The organism is Gramella jeungdoensis (assembly GCF_023805255.1).
GTDB classification, from domain to species: Bacteria; Bacteroidota; Bacteroidia; order Flavobacteriales; family Flavobacteriaceae; genus Christiangramia; species Christiangramia jeungdoensis.
This window is the reverse complement of the sequence record NZ_JAMSCK010000002.1, coordinates 104389-122256: the sequence shown is the minus strand read 5'-3', so window position 1 is coordinate 122256 and position 17868 is coordinate 104389. Positions and strand designations below refer to the sequence as shown.

Genomic DNA, 17868 nt, shown 5'->3' with positions numbered 1-17868 from the left:
TGCCGCCATTAATTTTAAGACATTTCACCTCTTAAGGAAGTTTCGAAGATCGTCTTGAATATTTTTGGCGAAAGATCCTTACCCAGCAAATACATTAATTTGGATACGGCAGCTTCTGTAGTAATGTCCTTTCCTGAGACTACCCCTATCTTTTTCAAACCAACGCTGGTCTCATACTGTCCCATCATAACACTACCCGCCACACACTGGGTTACATTCACTATCCTGACCCCACTTTTGATCTTCTCTTTTAAAATATCTAAAAACCATGGGGCATTTGGTGCATTTCCACTCCCATAAGTTTCTAGTACCACTCCCTGCAGATTTTTCTTCGAAAGAATATGCTCCACGGTGCTTTCACTAATTCCCGGGAACATTTTGAGCACAAGCACTTCATCATTGAATCCGGTATGTAATTTTCGCTTTTGCTTGGGATTGGGTTTCCAAAGGGCTTTATGATTCACCGAAAGATAAACACCCGATTCTGCCAGAGGCGGATGATTCATAGAAGCGAACGCCTGAAAATGTTCGGCATTGATCTTTGTGGTCCTGTTAGCCCTGTATAATTTATATTCAAAATAAAGCCCTACTTCTGAAATAACCGGTTTTCCATTCTTTTGGAGACCTGCTATCTGAATACTGGTAATAAGATTTTCCTTTGCATCGGTCCTTAGATCTCCAATCGGTAGCTGAGAACCGGTAAAGATTACTGGTTTGGTAAGATTTTCAAACATGAAGCTGAGCGCAGAAGCCGTATAAGACATGGTATCACTACCGTGCAACACCACAAACCCATCATAGTTATCATAATTCTCATCTATGATATGGGCGATCTTATACCAATAGACAGGACTCATATTAGAAGAATCGATAGGCTCCTCAAAGCTTAAGGTCTCTATCTCATGCTCAAGGATCTTGAGCTCGGGGATATTCTGTAAAAGTTCATCAAAATTGAATGCCTTAAGAGCCCCGGTATCATAATCCTTTATCATACCAATGGTTCCCCCGGTATAAATTAAAAGTATCCTCGCCCTATTCTTCATCTAAAGACATTTTATTGATCACGGGGTTGGCATACATCAATAAATAGCTATTAAGAGCGAGAGGGTTCTTAACATCCACCCTTCGACTTATTCGTCTTTCGAACTTCCTTTTTTCTTTTTCTGAATAATTATCGGCAAACCTGTTTTCGTTCTTAAGAAGATCATATGCGATATAATTTGCCGGCCATAATTTAAAATTTCTGTATATGGTGCGATCTATCAACCTGGACACTTCCTTTAACTGATCATTGACCGAAAGTTCCTGCTCCCTTATCTTAGCAAAATCCTCCCTGGTAAGCACTTTTCCGGCATTAAGCTGAATTCGTCCCTTCTGCCCCAGCGCACCCTGCATGATACTATTGAAGTCTTCGTTGGCGGTTTTCTTATATTCTTCCTTCATCCTTTTGGCCAGGACTTCGGGCATTTTAAGCATATCGGTAGGATCAAACTCGTAAGAGATCGCTACAGGAACTATTTTAAGTTTTGCAAAATAATCCAGAATATCGTTCTCACCCTTGGCCATAGCCAGCATCTTGAGCACTCCCTGTTGGGTATGGTCGTTCCCGTCTTTGGTTCTGCCTTCCCTTTGTGCCATCCATACCGATCGCCCTTCTTCCAGCAATAACTGCCTGATGTATTCTGAAAGCTTCATCGAACTTTTCAGCATTTCACGGGGAGACTGATTCCTAAGCACCAGGAAATTGCGATTAAGTTTTGAAAGCGCCATCAAAAATGGCTTTTGCACCAGGTTATCACCAATGGCAGATGCGGTCATCACAAGATCATGATTATATAAGGTATAATTGATTAACGAGGTATCAAGAATAATATCCCTGTGATTAGAAATAAAAAAATAAGACTCCTTAGAGTCTAATTTATCAAAACCTTTATCGGTTAGGCCTTCGCTGGTTCGCTCCAAAACCTTTTCCACACTAAGATAAATGACCCTTGTTTGAAAATCTTCAATCGAATTACAGGTTAGTACAATCTCTTCGATCTCCCTGAATTTCAGATCTGGAAACGTAAACTTTAATAAAGCCTTAATCATAGGATGTTGCACATATTCCCGTAAGGCAACATTCACCTCTTTATCGTTATAAAATCTTATATCATCAAAATTTTGCACCTATAACTCAATTATTTTAACAAATGAACAAAATTTCTACTTAACAGCTTTAAATTCCAAAAATTTCCTTCGAATTCTCAGTAGTAATTCTCGCAACTTCTTCTTTGTCAACACCATAAAGATCGGCCAGTTTCTCAACCACTTTTAAAATGTAAACCGGGTCATTTCTTTTACCCCTATAAGGAGCCGGAGCCAGGTAAGGAGAATCTGTCTCTATAACTATATTATTAAGAGATATCTGGTTAATGAATTTATCTATACCCCCGTTCTTAAAGGTCACCACCCCGCCAATTCCAAGTTTCATATTATATGAAAGCGCCTGCTTTGCCTGTTCATGTGTTCCGGTAAAACAATGAAAAATCCCATATAGCTGCTCATCTTTTTCAGACTCCAGGACTTCAAATATCTCATCAAAGGCTTCCCTGCAATGGATCACTATAGGAAGATCATATTTTTTCGCAAGCTGAATCTGCCTTTTAAAAGCTTCTTTTTGAATGTCCAGGGTTGACTTATCCCAGTAAAGATCTATTCCTATTTCTCCTACAGCAAAGAAATCCCTTTTTTGAAATTCAGCCTCGACATGCTCCAATTCTTCTTCAAAATTTTCCTTTACATGAGTAGGATGAAGCCCCATCATCAAAAATACATTTTCGGGGTATTTTTTCTCCAGCTCATACATACTCCGGGTATATTCGGAATCTATGGCCGGAATAAAAAAACGTTTGATATCGTTTTCAATCGCCTTTTTAATCACTTCGTCGCGATCATCATCAAAGGCTTCACTATATAAATGCGTGTGAGTATCGGTTATTTTCATAAATGCAAAAGTAAGAGAAGATTGCAGAATGATAAAAGAGACTCTCTTAAAAACCAATACATATCCTTTCAGAAATAATCTGAATACAATAAAGTTCCCATGAATATAGTATTATCAACTTACCGTAGCGATGAGATTGCCATCACTAATAGTGGTAGAGTACACTTTAAGATCCCTGGTAGAACCGGCTGAATTCTGAGGCCCCCTGATGGTATCTCCATCTTGCTCATATCTGGAAAAATGTAATTGGCATTCTATATAGCCTTCATTTTCCACCCAAACTAACTGCCCTCCCTGATGTGGGCAAACAGATTCGGTAGCCACAAAAGCACTGGTTGTGTTTCCTTCGGCAATCCTGAAAAAGAGCACTCCACTCTTAGAGGTTTGATCCCCCACATCACTTAAACTTGAAAGGCTCACACTCACCGTAGAAGAACCATTCCCTCCATTACCTGGTGGTTGAGTGCCACCACCATCATCACCAGAACTACAACTGGCCAACATACAGGACCCCGAACACACTAATAATACTCCTTTTCCTGCAGAAATTATAAACTCTCCTCTTTTCATAATTGTGATATTTAGTTAGGTATAATTTTAATAATCATTTCTTTCTTTAGGCCCCAGATTAAAATTCCTTGATATTGCAAAGCCAAACCTCACCCCGCCGTCAGACCAGCTTTTAGTGGTATTTGGAATAAAATTGTTTGCGGTGATGTAGCGGGAATTCTGAAAATTGAGGCTAAATACATGGCCTCCCGTTTCTATCTCTACCCCTACACCAAAAGGATTATGATAATCGGTTTGAAGATCATCAGGTCTGCTTAATCCATTTACGAATGTATAATCAGTAATTAAGGAAACTCTTTTTAAGATCTTGAAACGCCCCCCTATTCCCAGCACAAAAAGATTTTGCTTATCCCCAGCGTCCTGAACCTGTGCTTCTGGCCTTAAAAAATACCCCGGACTCACCATAAAAGAAATCCCCGGAGTGAACTTCCTGGCCACTATTGCCTGAAAAAAATGATTTATGCGATCTCCTTCGTCCTGGAATTCATTATTCGAAAATGGCTCCCTGGTGATCCAGCTACTCTGACCAAATAAGGTAACCGAAAAAGGCAATCCTTCCTCTTCCTGCCACAATAACCTGTATTTTACCAAAGCACTATAAGATTCATTAAATTTACTTCTTCCAATACCTACTGTAAGCTCATCGGTAATCCCATAATCAAACCCCAGGTAAAGATCTGTTGCGAAATCGAGCCCGTATAAGGTATGAGAGCTTCCAAATTCACCTCCAATATCACCAAACCTGTGACCCACCCAGAAAGCAAGGTTCTTTGCTTTCTGAGTTTCATTTGTTTGAAGAAGAACCAGCCGCGGACTTTTAAAAGTCGCCTGAGTCTTATATTCCTTTTGCTCCGAAATATTCGCCATAATGCTATCTACATCCTGAGCTTTGGCAAACGATAAAATCATTAAAAAAAGAAATAGTAATATTTTTTTCATTGTGATATGATTTTGAATTCAGCTTTTACATATACGTCTATAACTTCAGCTATATTCTCCCACAATATTTTGGGGATCTTAATATCGTGATCAACACATTTCACCTTGAACTCAGAGCTTAAAGACATGGTTTCCCCATCGCTGCCCATCTTTATTGTTACTGGCAATTCCCGCTGCTTACTCACTCCATGTACCGTAAATTTCCCCTTGAATATCACTTTTTGCGGCTTGGTAGAAGAAATATCAATCTGTCCAACACTCTTTCCCTTGAAACTGGCATCGGGAAACTTTTCACTTTCCATATAATTCTCATTGAAGTGTTCCTGCATTAAGGCTTTTTCAAAACGAAAAGATCTCATTTTCACCTTAAAGGAAATATCTCCATTATCAGAATTTATGACCGATACACCTTCTTTTGAGATCGCTTCAATATCTTCAACAGGCGCGGAAGAATAGAATCTCACCGAAGCTGAAGTGGTTTGATAAAACTGCGCCTGTACCGGCTGCCAACTTGCGCAGACCAGAAAAAACAGAATAATATGGAAAAGAATACTTCGCATTTTTTACATATATACGGAAATAAAAAAGGTATAGTTTTACCCTATACCTTAATAAATTTACATAATATATGTTAAACAACATATACCGAGCCTCTATTTTAACTCACAATACTAGCTATTATCTAATTCAGAAATATATTTATATAAATACCTGGCATCCTTTTTTATCCCTCCCAGAGTGGCCGAACCCCTTGTATGTAGCCATGGCAACCCAATAAAATATAAGCCTTCAACATTGCTAACTCCCCTGTAATGTTTTGGATAACCGTCTTTTGATAGTTCAAGCCCGTCTATCCAATTAAAATTAGGCCGGTAGCCGGTAGCCCAGATTATATTTTTAAGATCGGTGATCTTTTTCTTTTCTGTAACGACAATCGTTCCTTCAGCATTTTTGGTTTTCCCTACAGTTTCTACATTTTCTCTTTTCAGAATTCCTTTCACATCTGTACCAATAACAGGCTGTCTTGATCTGCTTAACCTCCTTCCGAGCCATGTATCCCTGCTGAAACTTAGAAAACCTGTTTTGGTAAACCACCACCACAATGTTTTTCCCATAATTTCCTGCGGAAGCACTCTTACATCAGTGGAACCCGAAAAATAAACTTCGCGATCATCACGGGAAACCTCGTCCAGTATCTGGAAACCACTATCCCCGGCTCCAACTACCATCGCCTTTCCCTTCTGAAGCTGATCAGGATTCTTATAATAGTTACTGTGTATCTGAAAAATACTTTGGTCGATCTTCTTTGAAAATGGTGGAGTGTATGGAATATGAAAAGGACCCGTAGCAATCACCACATTTTTTGAGACCAGATCGCCTTGCGGACTTTTAAGTAGAAAATGATCTTCTTCGTGCGAAATATTTTCAATAAGCGTATTAAGCTGAACAGGAATATCAAATTTAGCAACGTAGTTTTTGAAATAATCGGCCACCTCAGTTTTGGAGGGATAATGTCCTTTTTCGGCAGGAAATTCCATACCTGGCATATTGTTAAATTCAGATGGAGTGAACAAGGTAAGGGAATCCCACCGGTTAAGCCAGGAGGCACCAATTTTATTTTCCTTGTCTACCACAAGGTAGTCCTTATTCAGTTTATTAAGGTAATAAGCCATGGCCAGACCTGCCTGAGCCCCACCTACAACAATAAAATCGAGCATTCTGAAGAATTTATGCAAAAATAAGATTATTAACGGGGCTACCTAAATCTCTCAAACTTCCTTATTTTTAGGTCGGTTAAAAAAACAGGGAAATGAAGAAAGCTATAAGACCATATGTACTGGCAGAAACCAACTGGAAAGAAGTTAAATCACAAAATTATAAGGTAGCAATCTTACCATGGGGTGCTACCGAAGCCCATAATTATCATCTTCCTTATGCAACAGATAATATCCTGGCGGAGGAATCGGCCATAAAAGCAGCAGAGATAGCCTGGAACAAAAATGCGAGACCAATTGTGCTACCTACCATCCCTTTTGGGGTGAATACAGGACAGATGGATGTAAAGCTCTGCATGAACATGAATCCGAGCACCCAGCATGCAGTCCTTAAAGACGTGGTTCAGGTACTGGACCATCATAACATATACAAATTAGTGATAGTAAATGCACATGGCGGGAACAACTTCAAGCAGATGATAAGAGAGCTGAGCCTGGAGTTTCCAAACGTCTTTATCTGTACACTTAACTGGTGGCAGGTCACCAATGCGAATGAACTCTTTGATGAACCCGGAGATCATGCAGGTGAATTGGAAACGGCAGCTATGATGCATCTAAGACCTGAACTATGCTTACCACTTGAAGAAGCGGGAGATGGCACGGCAAGAACTTATAAATTAAAGGGACTAAAAGAAGGCTGGGTTAGTGCCCAGCGAGAATGGACCAGGGTTACTAAAGACACAGGAGTAGGTAACCCCAAAGCCGCTACTGCCGGAAAAGGAGAGAAATTCTTTAAAAAGGCAACGGAACTAATTGCTGATTTCGTTGTTGAACTTCATGAAGCAAACCTGGATGAGCTTTATGAATAAAGAATGATCTCCTTATAATTCCAGAACTGATAAAGAAACAGAATCAGAAAGGCAAAGGTCACTATAAATTCCATAAAACTGGACGCAAGAAGCCCAACAAATGACCCGAATGCAGCTTTTCCAGCACTTCTGGAATCACTTTTATTCAGGATTTCTCCTATAAAAGCCCCGAGAAAAGGACATATAAGTATCGCAAATGGAAATGGAGCAAATATTCCTATAAGCAATCCAATGGTGGCTCCTATCATACCTTTTTTGCTACCTCCAAATTTCTTTGTTCCGAGGGCAGGAATAATTAGGTCCAGTATATATATAAGGATAGCTACCGCCAGGGTGATACCCAGGAACAGATAATTGATACCTATACCTGGAATTAAGTAAAATATAAGAAGGCCTATCCAGCTTAAAGGGACTCCTGGCAGTACGGGCAAAAAACTGCCAATCACCCCAAGTATCATAAAAAATGCAGCTACTATAAAGAGAATAATTTCCATGGTATTTTAGGTTTAAAAACGAAGATAGGTAACTTGAACTAAATTTTTTAACTAATTTATTAGTTCAACTAATTATTTAGTTTTATATTTGTAGTAACAAATCCATAGAACATGAAACAGTTAACCAAAGCCGAAGAAGAGATCATGCAGATCTTATGGGATTTAACAGAAACCAATGTAGCAGGCATCATTGAGAAAATACCTGAACCAAAACCAGCCTACAATACTGTTTCTACTATTGTTCGTATTCTGGAGAATAAAGGCTTTGTGGACCATCGCCAGAAAGGCAAAGGCTACATTTACTTTCCCATCCTGGAAAGGGAAACCTATAGTAACCAAAGTATTACTCAGTTGATGAATAATTACTTCAATGGTTCTTTTAAAAGTATGGTCTCATTTTTTATGAAAAAAAATGACATGAGCACCGAAGACCTGGAAAGCATTATGAAGGAAATCAATAAAGAAGAGACATCATGATACATTATATATTACAGGTACTTTTTTTCCAGCTATTATTCCTGCTGGTATACGACCTCTTCCTAAAAAAGGAAACGTTTTTTAACTATAACAGGCTATATCTGCTGGTCACCCCGCTCCTGGCCTTTATAATTCCATGGCTAAGACTTGAATTCCTGGTGGAGGCTGTTCCGGATAGCGCCAGGCTGGTGATACCGAAGGCCCTAATTAATGAGCCTGATGTATATACACAGCAATTACCACTCCTGATCATTAATGCAGAAGGCGGATGGACTCCTAACTGGTGGCTTATCACCTACTTGGGCGGATTGTTGGTATCACTTGGATTTTTCGCTTTTAGATTTCTTCATCTGAAAAAACTTGCCCAAATCGGAAATCAATCCTACGAAAACGGATTACGCATTATTATTGTGCCCGGATCAAAACTTGCCTATACCTTTTTCAATTCAATTTACCTGGGAGAAGACCTGGATGAAAATGAAAAGAAACAGATCCTTTCTCATGAACTGGTTCATGTAAAGCAAAAACACAGTTATGATCTTTTATTCTTCGAGATGTTGAAGATCCTGTTTTGGTTCAATCCGCTGGTGTATATCTACCAGTCGAGAATTGCAGGAGTTCATGAATTCATCGCCGATAGTGAAGCTGTAAAAACTTTCACTAAAAAGACCTATTTCGAGCAACTGCTTAACACTGCTTTCAACACCAAAGACATCTCATTCACCAATCAATTTTTCAATCAATCTTTAATCAAAAAACGAATAGTCATGTTACAAAAACACAAATCATCAAGACTTTCAACATTCAAATTCTTGCTCTTGATTCCAGCCATGTTGTTCATGCTTACTTACGTAGCCTGTTCAGAGAATAAGAATCCTGATATCGTTGAAGAAGAAATGAGCCTTACCGACAAAATCTCCGATCTGGAAGCCACATTAGAGTCCAAGGAAAATTTAACGGAAGAAGAAAGACAACAATTGATAGGCCTTATTCATAAGGGTTTCCAACCTGAAAAACCACCTACTGATCAAAAAAGATCTGTGGAAGTGGAAACAGAAGCAGTACCATTCGCTGTTCTGGATAAAGCTCCAGCTTTTAAAAGCTGTGAACAATTGGATATTAGCGAAAGAAAGAAATGCACCACTAAGGAAATATCGAACTTTGTAAGTGCCAATTTTAATACCGGTTTGGGAAAAGAGTTTGGTTTGACCGGCATTAACCGGATAGTGGTTAGGTTTATGATCGATAAATCAGGTAATGTAAAAGACATTAAAGCCAGAGCTCCACTACCTCAACTTGAGGAAGAAGCTGAGCGTGTAATTTCTCAACTACCCCAATTTAACCCAGGGGAAGTGAATGGCAAGCCAGTGAATGTAATGTATTCATTACCAATTGCATTTAAAACAGAATAACTTAAATTAAATTTGTTCTAATTCAAGGCCGGAACCTGGTTCTGGCCTTTACTTAATTTTCTAAAATTAACCACCATCATGTCTAAAAGATATTTCTTATTCCTATTCGCACTATGTATTTTTAGTTTCAACGCAGTTTCTCAAAATAAGGAAGCTGTAGAGGTTTATGACTTTGATTCGGAACCTGAAATTTTAAAAACCCGTTCAAGTGCTTTAGATAAAACACATCCCAACCTTTTGAATCCTCAAATTGCTAAAGAGGAGCATGAAACGGTTACAAAATCCTGGACTAAATTGCATCGGGATATTGCACAATTTCTTGAAGCAAATGATTTCGAGTGGGAAACTGAGGAGTCCCAAATAATGATCCTCCATAAATTTTATTTTGAACCAAACGGTGAGATCCACACCTATGCTTTCAAAATGATGAATGAAGAGATAAATGAGTCTCAGAGACGGGCCTATTCTGACCTTATGACTAAATTCGCGGAAACCTACAGGATAGATATTATTAAAGATGGCCAGTTCGCCCAGTGTGGAAAAACGAAATATCTGAATTAAATAAAAGGTAATAATTCAATAACCTGTAAGGTCAAAATCAGTTTTTGGCCTTACTTTATTTAAGACATAGAGACATGTACAACTTAAAAGAAGGTATTTTAATTATTGCCTTATTATTTCAGGTCTGCCTGACGGTCGCTCAGGAGGATAAAATTAAACTGGCAGACAGCCTTTCAGCAGTAGGAAAACAAAAAAATGCTATTCAGCTTCTTGAGGATATCCAACCAAAGACTGATAATATCTACCTAAAACTTGCTAAAAACCAAAGGGCTGAAGGCTTAACTGAAGAAGCTTTGCAGAGCTATGCTAAAGTACTTGCGAAGAATCCTGATCGCGTTCTTACCGCCATTGATTATGGTGAACTTTTGATCGAAACTGGCAGGTTGGTTAAAGCTGACAGCCTTTTTAATGATCTTATTGTAAAGTATCCCGATAACGCCAATTTCAGATATCGAATGGGACTTATCAAAGAGAAACAACATGATAAAATGGCCGAGTATTTTTATTACAGGGCTATTGCGCTTGATTCAACTCATCAGGCAGCAATATATAAGATCGTTAAAACACAACTAAAGAGAAAGCAGTTCAGCAATGCCATTGAACTAAGTAATTTAGGTTTGGATACCAACCCAAACAACGTCTCATTATTATCTGTGCTGGGACAGGCATACTCTGCGTCAAGCCAGTACGAAAAGGCGATCCCGGTCTATGAAAAACTACTATCCTTAGGCCAGGAATCAGCTTTTATATATGACAGGCTTGGGTTTGCCTATTATCGTACTGATGACCTGGCAAAAGCCGCTGAAAATTTCAAAAGTTCTCTGGATATAGAAGACAGAAACAGCGCCACCCATTATAACCTCGGAAAGATCTATAACCAAATGGGAGATCTTAAAAAGGCAGAGCAGCATTTACTAATGTCTATACTGATCAAAAAACAGCCTGTTGATGCAGAATTTTTAAGTCTTGGCCTTAATTATAAGGATCAGAAAGATTACAAAAAGGCGATGGAATATTTTGAATTGGCACTGGAAGAAAACCCGGACAATGAAAGAGCACTCCTGGAAAGAGCTATTGCTGCAGATGCCTATTTTAAAAATAAAAGATCTGTACTTAGTTATTATCATAAATACCTGGATAAATATGAGACTATAGGCAATGAACAGATGATAGCAATGGCCGAATATCGGATAAGTGAATTAAAAAAAGAGATCCATCTGGCCGAATAGCACATTATTTTTCCTAAGCTGCTATATTTCACTATTTTTGAAATCCGTAAGCGGATTGTCAATGAGAAAATCTTTACTGCCTGTACTAATTCTTATCATCGCTTCCTGCAATTTTGAAACTAAAAAGATCTCGTCAGAGGAAGTTTTGGAGCAGGAAAGCCGTTCCCTTAACTGGAAAGAGGTAGATGAGTACCCTGCATTTGAAGAATGTAAGAACCAGACCGAACTGGCTGCCGCCAAAAATTGCTTTGAAAACAAGATAGCACAAACTATCTACTCTTTTCTTGCAAGTCAGCAACCCGTGGTTACTGAGAGCATTAACGACACTCTTTACATTTATTTGGAAATCACGAAAGAGGGCCAGCCACAGATTGACTCTGTAAAAGTAGACACCACGGTAACCAACCAGTTACCAGATATCGAAGAATGGTTACACCAAAGCATAGACTCCCTCCCTAAGATCTATCCTGCCAGCAAACGAGGAATTCCAGTTTCAACGGTCTTTAAGATGCCCGTAGTAGTGAAAGCGGAATAAGAGGAAGTTAGAATTTAGAAGTACGAAGTTTGAAAAAAGACCTCTCGACTTCGCTCGAGGTGACTCCATTTCCATTACTGTTATTTCGATTATAAGTCATTCCGAGCGCAGCGAAGGAATCACCTATTCGTTCTCAAACTTACTCCCCACAACCGCATTCCATTTTCTCACTTTCCATTCTTTGATCAATCCATTCTTCACATAGGGATCCTCTTTGGCAAAATTAATTGCCACGCTTTCATCAGCTCCCCGAAAGATTAGAACCGCTTCGTCTGCAGGGTTGTCCAGAGCTCCTCCCAAAACCAACTCTCCTTTCTCAGCTGCATCCTTGGCTAGTCCCAGATGCTCGGCACGATACTGTCCTCTTTCCTGCAGGTAGTTCTCAGTGAGTGTGTAAAAAAGTATGTAATAGTTCATATTTAATTTTATTAAATTGATTATTGAAATTACTCCTTATCAAATCTTTGTACGTCACCCTGAACTTGTTTCAGGGTCCCCCTGAGATGCTGAAACAAGTTCAGCATGACGTAAATTAGAAGTCTTACTAATTATTGAGACTGCTTCGTTCCACTCGCATTGACTTTGGAAAGTCATTCCGAACGTAGTGATGGAATCTCATTTTCAATTACTTCCTGAACTTTCTTCCCTTCCATTCATATCCATTAAAAAGCGAAACTCCCGCCACATAAACCGAAAAGAAGGGATATAAAATGCTGCACCAGAAATAACTCCTCATTAAACTTTCTCGTTTAAAGAATTTCGCGGCTTTATAAATAAGTATAAAATCAACATTGAATTTTAGCAAAAAAGCCAGCATAACATAATGATAGGGCACCAGGCCAACCAAAGCAAGACCCGCATAAATTATAAGTAAAAGGTTCATGAGAAATACAATGATCCCCGTAAACTTTCCGAACCAACTCTTATAACCCGTAGTTTTGGCAGCCCACCTGATCCTTTGGTTTATCAATCCTGGTAAGTCCCTCTGGAATTTTGTGTAAACCATCTGGCCTGATGAATTCAGAAACGACACCTTCAGTCCATTCTTTCTCAATGTCTGAAGCAGAAAAACATCATCCCCACTGGCAATATTCTCATTTTCTGAAAAACCGGAATGAGCCATAAATGCCTTTTTCTCATAACACATATTAGCCGCGTTACACATAAATGGCTTCTCTAAACCAAAACTACCGATAGTGGTTGATTGCAGACTCAGAAAATCCATCTCTTCAAAGCTTTTAAAGAGAGCTTTCCTCTTTCCCGCTTCCTGTATAAATCCTACCGGACCTGCTATAAATCTGGAATTATTATCACAGATTTCCTGATCAAACCCGCGTAGCCAGTTTGCGGGAACTATACAATCGGCATCGGTGGTCGCGATATAATCAAAAGCAGATTCGGCAATCGCAGTTTCCACAGCATCCTTCTTTGGAGAAGCCGATCTTCGAACATTCTCCAGAAGTCTGATGTTCATTTCCGGAAAATTTCTCTTGAACTCCTCACACAGGGTTTTTGATTGATCCTGTGATTCATCATTCACCAGGATTATTTCAAATTTATCCAGAGGATAATGCAATCCGGACAAGGACTTGAAAAGATTCGGAAGGTTTTCAGCTTCATTCCTGTACGGAATCACAATGGTAAACCCCGTTTCAACATCAATTTTATAAAGCCTGAAATCAGGCAGTCTTTTCCAGCCATAAATAAGAGCCGTAATTAAGCCTAGATAGCAGGCTGTAACGAGTACGATAAAAATAACTAAAAGCATGACCGGTTGGTTTGACGCTGCCAAAGCAGAATTACGTAGCTTTGTGAAAGTCCCAAATTAGGTATTTTTAGTGAGCAAATCTTCTGAAAAATCGGTTTTGAAAAGCGAAAAGATCATTCTTGGCATCGATCCCGGAACCACGATCATGGGTTTCGGCCTCATAAAAGTTGAAAATAAAAAGATGAGTTTTATCCAGATGAATGAACTTCAGCTGAGTAAGTACAAAGACCATTATGTAAAACTAAAACTGATATTTGATCGAACAATAGAATTGATCGATAATTATCATCCGGATGAAATTGCGATCGAGGCTCCATTCTTTGGGAAGAATGTCCAGTCCATGCTCAAACTGGGACGTGCCCAGGGAGTAGCTATGGCTGCCGGACTCTCAAGACAGATTCCCATCACCGAATACCTGCCAAAAAAGATCAAAATGGCCATTACCGGTAACGGAAGTGCCAGCAAAGAGCAGGTAGCTAAAATGCTTCAAAGTCAGCTGAACATAGGAAAACTTCCAAAAAACCTGGATGCAACCGACGGGCTCGCTGCAGCGGTATGCCATTTCTACAATTCCGGCCGAACCGAAATCGGAAAAAGCTATACCGGCTGGGAGGCGTTTGTAAAGCAGAACCCTGGTAAAATTAAATAATGAAACAATTTGAGAATTTGAAAATTTGAGGATCAGCATTTTCAAATTGAATAATTTTTCAATTATCAATTAGCAGTAAACAATTATCAATGACCGACTTTAATAAAAAGAATATTCTTGCTGATAAATCTTATCAGTTTGCATTGAAAATTGTTTCGGTTTGTAAAGAATTGACTTCCCAAAAAGAGTATATTTTATCCAAACAACTTTTAAAATGTGGGACATCTATCGGGGCGAATGTAGCAGAAGCCAATGGAGCAATTTCAAATGCAGATTTTTCGGCAAAAATTTCAATCGCTTATAAAGAAAGTCTGGAAACTAAATATTGGCTTAGATTATTGAAGGATTCTAATTATCTGAAAGAAGAAAGTTTTGAAAGTCTATTTGAATCTGCCGATGAACTTTCAAGAATTTTGTATTCCATCCTGAAATCCACCAGAATCCAACCAAAAAAAGACAATTGGTAATTGTTAATTGATCATTGTTAACTGATGAGCGGTATCTATATACATATCCCCTTTTGCAAACAGGCCTGTCATTACTGTGATTTCCATTTCTCTACATCAACTAAGAAAAAATCACAACTGGTAGAAATGTTATGCCGTGAACTTGTTTTGCGAAAAAATGAACTGGATTCTGAAGAGATTGAAACCATCTATTTTGGAGGTGGCACTCCTTCTCTGTTGAACAAAGAAGAGTTGGAGCATATCTTTCAAACGATCTTTGATAATTTTGAAATATCTGAAAATGCCGAGATCACACTGGAAGCAAACCCCGATGATCTTTCTCAAGAGAACTTAAAAATGCTAAGTGAATCGCCGGTTAACCGACTGAGCATTGGTGTACAGTCATTCTTCGAAGAAGACCTGCAACTTATGAATCGGGCTCATAATTCTGAAGAAGCCCTGAGTTCATTAAAACATGCGAAGCAATATTTCGATAATATCTCCATTGATCTTATTTACGGAATCCCGGGACAAAGCAATGAACAATGGAAAGAAAACCTTCAGACAACTCTTGATTTGGACATCCCCCATATTTCAAGCTATGCCCTCACGGTGGAACCCAGAACAGCTTTGGAAAAGTTCATAGAAAAAGGCAAAGTAAAGCCTGTAGATGACGAACAGTACAGGGAACAATTCGAGATTCTGGTGAACACTCTTACCACACACGGATTTGAACATTATGAGTTCTCAAATTTTGGAAAACCGGGTTATCATTCGAGGAACAATATGGCTTACTGGATGGGAAAAACATATCTGGGGATTGGACCTTCGGCTCATTCGTTCGATGGAAATTCCAGAAAATGGAATATCAGTAACAATACGCTTTACATAAAATCTCTGGAAAAGGATAAGATCCCCCAGGAAACCGAAGCGCTCTCCATTTCCGATAGGTATAATGAGTTTGTAATGACCCGGCTAAGAACCAGATTTGGCGTTGAGATAAAAGAGCTTCAGGAAAAATTCGGGAAGAAATTCTCAACTCATTTTGTCGAGAACGCTGAAAAATTCCTCCGGGATGGATTAATGAGAAATGATGATGGCATTTATCATATTACTCAAAAAGGGAAATTCCTGAGTGATGGAATAGCTGCGGAGTTGTTTTATATTGATGAAGCGTAAACCTGACCTCTCGACTAAAGCCTGTGCTGAGCATAACCGAAGTACTCGAGGTGACAATTCTGAAGTCATTCCGAGCAGAGCGAAGGAATCTCAATTGAATAAAGAGACTGCTTCGTTTCACTCGCAGTGACTTAGGTGGAGTCATTCCGAGCGGAGTCGAGGAATCTCAAAATAGTAAAAGGACTGCTTAGTTTCACTCGCAGCGACTGAGAAATCTTATTCTTGAAATTGAATTATTATTTATCAACTAACAATCATAAATTTGTGTTGACCAATCTAAATTAAATGCTTGCTACGATTAGCCATAATGGCAATTCCTATAAAATCGATTTTTCCCGTCCGCTGGATATTTCAATAAGCCTTCGAGGTGATGAAAAGAATCCAATGGCCTGGTATCTTAAACACCCCGAAATAGAACCGGTTAGGGATGGAGATTTCATCGGAAAGGTAAGCGCAGGCGCTTCAGTAAACTTCAATAATATCTGGTTCAATCCCCATGCTCATGCCACGCATACCGAATGCGTGGGGCATATCAGCAATAACTTTCACAGCATTCAGCAGCATTTAAAGACCTTCTTTTTCAAGGCGAGGCTCATTTCTGTGGAACCTCAAAAGAAGGAAAAAGATCTGGTGATCACCCGAAAGATGATCGAAAACAAATTGGATAATACAGATTTTGAAGCTCTAATCATAAGGTGTCTTCCAAATTATATTGGTAAGATCTCCAAACATCATTCAAACTCGAACTGGCCCTATCTTGAAGAAGATGCCGCTACCTTAATTAGGGAAAAAGGAATAAAACATCTTCTTACAGATCAGCCTTCTGTGGATAAGGAAAAGGATAACGGTAAACTACTCGCGCATAAGGCCTTCTGGAATTATCCTAAGAACACACGTTTTGATGCCACCATAACAGAGCTGATCTATGTTCCAAATAAGATCGAAGACGGCGATTATTTTTTAAACCTTCAGCCTGCTTCTTTCGAAAACGACGCAGCGCCCTGCAAACCTGTGCTTTATCAAATCATGAAATAATAATGAACACCGTTCTAAAACTCGAAGAACTGGCCATGCTCCTTTTTGGTGCCTGTACCTTTAGTTTACTTGACTACAGCTGGTGGTGGTTTGCCGGTTTGTTTTTAGTTCCCGATATTGGAATGCTGGGATATTTGATAAATAACCGGATTGGTGCTTTTACTTATAATCTTTTTCATCACAAGGGAGTTGCAATAGCATTAGGCTTAACCGGAGTTTTTATGGCAAATGAAGAATGGCAATTAGCAGGCGTCATTCTTTTTACCCATTCCAGTTTTGATCGCATGCCTGGCTACGGACTTAAATACGAAAAAGGTTTTAAATTTACCCATCTGGGGGAAATAGGAAAATAATATGGAATTACTATTTATAGGACTGGCCGTTGGTGCTGTAGTGGCTTATTTCATTTTTGCCCGCTTCAATAAGGAGCGTTCAAGAATGAAAACCAGTGAGCAGTCTGTTGTCCTTATGGATAAGATCCGGAGCGTATGCAAGTTCATTACGGTGGAAGGTGATTTTTCTGAGATCTATCATTATGAGAATATGAAGGAAAAGTATCTTAGCCTGTTCCTCGGAAAGAAAAAGGCCATCGTTTTGGTGAATGCCAAGGCTCATATTGGCTTCGATCTTAGCAAGATCAGGATGGAAAGCGATAACCAGCAGAAAAAGATCATTTTGACGAATTTCCCGCAGCCGGAATTGCTTACCGTAGAGACCGATTTCAAATATTATGATAAAAGAGAAGGCTGGGCGAATCCTTTTACTACCTCCGATCTTACAGACATTAATCGTGACGCGAAAAAGCATATTGTAGATAAGATCCCTCATAGCGGACTTATGGACCAGGCTCGTAAAGAGGCTCTTGATACCATCGTACTTATGGAAAAGATTGTAGAAACCATCGGCTGGAAACTTGATTATACGGCTTTGACTATTGAAAACAAGGAAGCTAACCGGATAGAGGAACAAAAAATCTGAGATTCCTCACCCGAATTAATGGTTTC

General features: G+C 39.1%; 22 protein-coding genes. 12 read left to right on the top strand and 10 right to left on the bottom strand.

Annotation, left to right across the window (positions count from 1 at the left end):
• Window positions 1-14 precede the first annotated feature (14 nt).
• The 7 genes from NE848_RS04795 to NE848_RS04765 all read right to left on the bottom strand — a co-directional run bounded on the left by NE848_RS04795 (window position 15) and on the right by NE848_RS04765 (window position 6213).
• Window positions 15-1043 carry an asparaginase gene (locus tag NE848_RS04795; protein WP_252111086.1) on the bottom strand — a complete coding sequence of 343 codons (1029 nt, stop codon included), beginning with the start codon at window positions 1041-1043 and terminating at the stop codon, window positions 15-17.
• Window positions 1033-2169: a 1-acyl-sn-glycerol-3-phosphate acyltransferase gene (locus NE848_RS04790; protein WP_252111085.1), complete on the bottom strand. Its 1137-nt coding sequence runs from the start codon at window positions 2167-2169 to the stop codon at window positions 1033-1035. Before NE848_RS04790 ends, NE848_RS04795 begins: the two co-directional genes overlap by 11 nt.
• A 49-nt stretch (window positions 2170-2218) precedes the next feature.
• Complete coding sequence (locus tag NE848_RS04785) at window positions 2219-2986, bottom strand: TatD family hydrolase (RefSeq protein ID WP_252111084.1); 768 nt, start codon at window positions 2984-2986, stop codon at window positions 2219-2221.
• 114 nt (window positions 2987-3100) lie between these two features.
• On the bottom strand, window positions 3101-3556 hold the full coding sequence (locus tag NE848_RS04780) for a QcrA and Rieske domain-containing protein (protein WP_252111083.1): 456 nt from the start codon (window positions 3554-3556) through the stop codon (window positions 3101-3103).
• A 27-nt stretch (window positions 3557-3583) separates the two neighbouring features.
• Entirely contained in the window at window positions 3584-4495 is a 912-nt protein-coding gene (locus tag NE848_RS04775; protein WP_252111082.1) for a DUF5777 family beta-barrel protein, read from the bottom strand.
• Window positions 4492-5055, bottom strand: coding sequence for a YceI family protein (locus NE848_RS04770; protein ID WP_252111081.1), 564 nt, complete (start codon window positions 5053-5055; stop codon window positions 4492-4494). Before NE848_RS04770 ends, NE848_RS04775 begins: the two co-directional genes overlap by 4 nt.
• A gap of 111 nt (window positions 5056-5166) precedes the next feature.
• Complete coding sequence (locus NE848_RS04765) at window positions 5167-6213, bottom strand: flavin-containing monooxygenase (protein WP_252111080.1); 1047 nt, start codon at window positions 6211-6213, stop codon at window positions 5167-5169.
• 92 nt (window positions 6214-6305) lie between these two features.
• Here NE848_RS04765 and NE848_RS04760 point away from each other — a divergent pair, with 92 nt between their 5' ends.
• Complete coding sequence (locus NE848_RS04760) at window positions 6306-7079, top strand: creatininase family protein (protein ID WP_252111079.1); 774 nt, start codon at window positions 6306-6308, stop codon at window positions 7077-7079.
• Here the strand turns inward: NE848_RS04760 and NE848_RS04755 are convergent.
• Entirely contained in the window at window positions 7070-7573 is a 504-nt protein-coding gene (locus tag NE848_RS04755) for a DUF456 domain-containing protein (protein WP_252111078.1), read from the bottom strand. The two genes, NE848_RS04760 and NE848_RS04755, sit on opposite strands and share 10 nt — an antisense overlap.
• Window positions 7574-7684: 111 nt before the next feature.
• Between NE848_RS04755 and NE848_RS04750 the strand changes: the two genes are divergently transcribed.
• The 5 genes from NE848_RS04750 (at window position 7685) to NE848_RS04730 (ending at window position 11787) form a co-directional block, all read left to right on the top strand.
• Window positions 7685-8050: a BlaI/MecI/CopY family transcriptional regulator gene (locus tag NE848_RS04750; RefSeq protein WP_252111077.1), complete on the top strand. Its 366-nt coding sequence runs from the start codon at window positions 7685-7687 to the stop codon at window positions 8048-8050.
• A complete protein-coding gene (locus NE848_RS04745) occupies window positions 8047-9462 on the top strand; it encodes a M56 family metallopeptidase (RefSeq protein ID WP_252111076.1) in 1416 nt (471 codons plus the stop codon). The genes NE848_RS04750 and NE848_RS04745 overlap by 4 nt, the downstream gene beginning before the upstream one ends.
• A gap of 78 nt (window positions 9463-9540) precedes the next feature.
• Window positions 9541-10023, top strand: a complete 483-nt coding sequence (locus NE848_RS04740) for a hypothetical protein (protein ID WP_252111075.1) — start codon at window positions 9541-9543, stop codon at window positions 10021-10023.
• A gap of 74 nt (window positions 10024-10097) precedes the next feature.
• Window positions 10098-11252: a tetratricopeptide repeat protein gene (locus tag NE848_RS04735; RefSeq protein WP_252111074.1), complete on the top strand. Its 1155-nt coding sequence runs from the start codon at window positions 10098-10100 to the stop codon at window positions 11250-11252.
• Window positions 11253-11313: 61 nt separating this feature from the next.
• Entirely contained in the window at window positions 11314-11787 is a 474-nt protein-coding gene (locus tag NE848_RS04730) for a hypothetical protein (protein WP_252111073.1), read from the top strand.
• A gap of 123 nt (window positions 11788-11910) precedes the next feature.
• Here the strand turns inward: NE848_RS04730 and NE848_RS04725 are convergent, their stop codons facing one another.
• Together NE848_RS04725 and NE848_RS04720 are read right to left on the bottom strand one after the other, a co-directional pair.
• Entirely contained in the window at window positions 11911-12204 is a 294-nt protein-coding gene (locus tag NE848_RS04725) for a YciI-like protein (protein ID WP_252111072.1), read from the bottom strand.
• Window positions 12205-12412: 208 nt separating this feature from the next.
• Window positions 12413-13555, bottom strand: coding sequence for a glycosyltransferase (locus tag NE848_RS04720; protein WP_252111071.1), 1143 nt, complete (start codon window positions 13553-13555; stop codon window positions 12413-12415).
• A gap of 97 nt (window positions 13556-13652) precedes the next feature.
• Between NE848_RS04720 and ruvC the strand changes: the two genes are divergently transcribed.
• The 6 genes from ruvC to NE848_RS04690 all read left to right on the top strand — a co-directional run bounded on the left by ruvC (window position 13653) and on the right by NE848_RS04690 (window position 17842).
• Window positions 13653-14204 (top strand): crossover junction endodeoxyribonuclease RuvC, encoded by a 552-nt coding sequence (ruvC, locus tag NE848_RS04715; RefSeq protein ID WP_252112105.1) that lies wholly within the window; start codon window positions 13653-13655, stop codon window positions 14202-14204.
• A gap of 89 nt (window positions 14205-14293) precedes the next feature.
• Window positions 14294-14671 (top strand): four helix bundle protein, encoded by a 378-nt coding sequence (locus NE848_RS04710; RefSeq protein ID WP_252111070.1) that lies wholly within the window; start codon window positions 14294-14296, stop codon window positions 14669-14671.
• Between the two features lie 24 nt (window positions 14672-14695).
• Window positions 14696-15829, top strand: coding sequence for a radical SAM family heme chaperone HemW (gene hemW, locus NE848_RS04705; protein ID WP_252111069.1), 1134 nt, complete (start codon window positions 14696-14698; stop codon window positions 15827-15829).
• Between the two features lie 285 nt (window positions 15830-16114).
• A complete protein-coding gene (locus tag NE848_RS04700; RefSeq protein WP_252111068.1) occupies window positions 16115-16864 on the top strand; it encodes a cyclase family protein in 750 nt (249 codons plus the stop codon).
• Window positions 16865-16866: 2 nt separating this feature from the next.
• Complete coding sequence (locus NE848_RS04695) at window positions 16867-17217, top strand: DUF4260 domain-containing protein (protein WP_252111067.1); 351 nt, start codon at window positions 16867-16869, stop codon at window positions 17215-17217.
• A 1-nt stretch (window position 17218) separates the two neighbouring features.
• Window positions 17219-17842, top strand: coding sequence for a DUF4230 domain-containing protein (locus tag NE848_RS04690; protein ID WP_252111066.1), 624 nt, complete (start codon window positions 17219-17221; stop codon window positions 17840-17842).
• The last annotated feature ends 26 nt before the right edge of the window (window positions 17843-17868 follow it).

Excerpts from the sequence above, each read along its gene's own strand:
- NE848_RS04700 (WP_252111068.1), top strand. The coding sequence starts at position 16,115 with ATGCTTGCTACGATTAGCCATAATGGCAATTCCTATAAAATCGATTTT.
- NE848_RS04740 (WP_252111075.1), top strand. The coding sequence starts at position 9,541 with ATGTCTAAAAGATATTTCTTATTCCTATTCGCACTATGTATTTTTAGT.
- NE848_RS04720 (WP_252111071.1), bottom strand. The coding sequence starts at position 13,555 with ATGCTTTTAGTTATTTTTATCGTACTCGTTACAGCCTGCTATCTAGGC.
- NE848_RS04735 (WP_252111074.1), top strand. The coding sequence starts at position 10,098 with ATGTACAACTTAAAAGAAGGTATTTTAATTATTGCCTTATTATTTCAG.
- NE848_RS04795 (WP_252111086.1), bottom strand. The coding sequence starts at position 1,043 with ATGAAGAATAGGGCGAGGATACTTTTAATTTATACCGGGGGAACCATT.
- NE848_RS04765 (WP_252111080.1), bottom strand. The coding sequence starts at position 6,213 with ATGCTCGATTTTATTGTTGTAGGTGGGGCTCAGGCAGGTCTGGCCATG.
- NE848_RS04730 (WP_252111073.1), top strand. The coding sequence starts at position 11,314 with ATGAGAAAATCTTTACTGCCTGTACTAATTCTTATCATCGCTTCCTGC.
- NE848_RS04690 (WP_252111066.1), top strand. The coding sequence starts at position 17,219 with ATGGAATTACTATTTATAGGACTGGCCGTTGGTGCTGTAGTGGCTTAT.
- NE848_RS04755 (WP_252111078.1), bottom strand. The coding sequence starts at position 7,573 with ATGGAAATTATTCTCTTTATAGTAGCTGCATTTTTTATGATACTTGGG.
- NE848_RS04725 (WP_252111072.1), bottom strand. The coding sequence starts at position 12,204 with ATGAACTATTACATACTTTTTTACACACTCACTGAGAACTACCTGCAG.
- NE848_RS04750 (WP_252111077.1), top strand. The coding sequence starts at position 7,685 with ATGAAACAGTTAACCAAAGCCGAAGAAGAGATCATGCAGATCTTATGG.
- hemW (WP_252111069.1), top strand. The coding sequence starts at position 14,696 with ATGAGCGGTATCTATATACATATCCCCTTTTGCAAACAGGCCTGTCAT.
- NE848_RS04775 (WP_252111082.1), bottom strand. The coding sequence starts at position 4,495 with ATGAAAAAAATATTACTATTTCTTTTTTTAATGATTTTATCGTTTGCC.
- NE848_RS04745 (WP_252111076.1), top strand. The coding sequence starts at position 8,047 with ATGATACATTATATATTACAGGTACTTTTTTTCCAGCTATTATTCCTG.
- NE848_RS04770 (WP_252111081.1), bottom strand. The coding sequence starts at position 5,055 with ATGCGAAGTATTCTTTTCCATATTATTCTGTTTTTTCTGGTCTGCGCA.
- NE848_RS04695 (WP_252111067.1), top strand. The coding sequence starts at position 16,867 with ATGAACACCGTTCTAAAACTCGAAGAACTGGCCATGCTCCTTTTTGGT.
- NE848_RS04710 (WP_252111070.1), top strand. The coding sequence starts at position 14,294 with ATGACCGACTTTAATAAAAAGAATATTCTTGCTGATAAATCTTATCAG.
- NE848_RS04785 (WP_252111084.1), bottom strand. The coding sequence starts at position 2,986 with ATGAAAATAACCGATACTCACACGCATTTATATAGTGAAGCCTTTGAT.
- NE848_RS04780 (WP_252111083.1), bottom strand. The coding sequence starts at position 3,556 with ATGAAAAGAGGAGAGTTTATAATTTCTGCAGGAAAAGGAGTATTATTA.
- NE848_RS04760 (WP_252111079.1), top strand. The coding sequence starts at position 6,306 with ATGAAGAAAGCTATAAGACCATATGTACTGGCAGAAACCAACTGGAAA.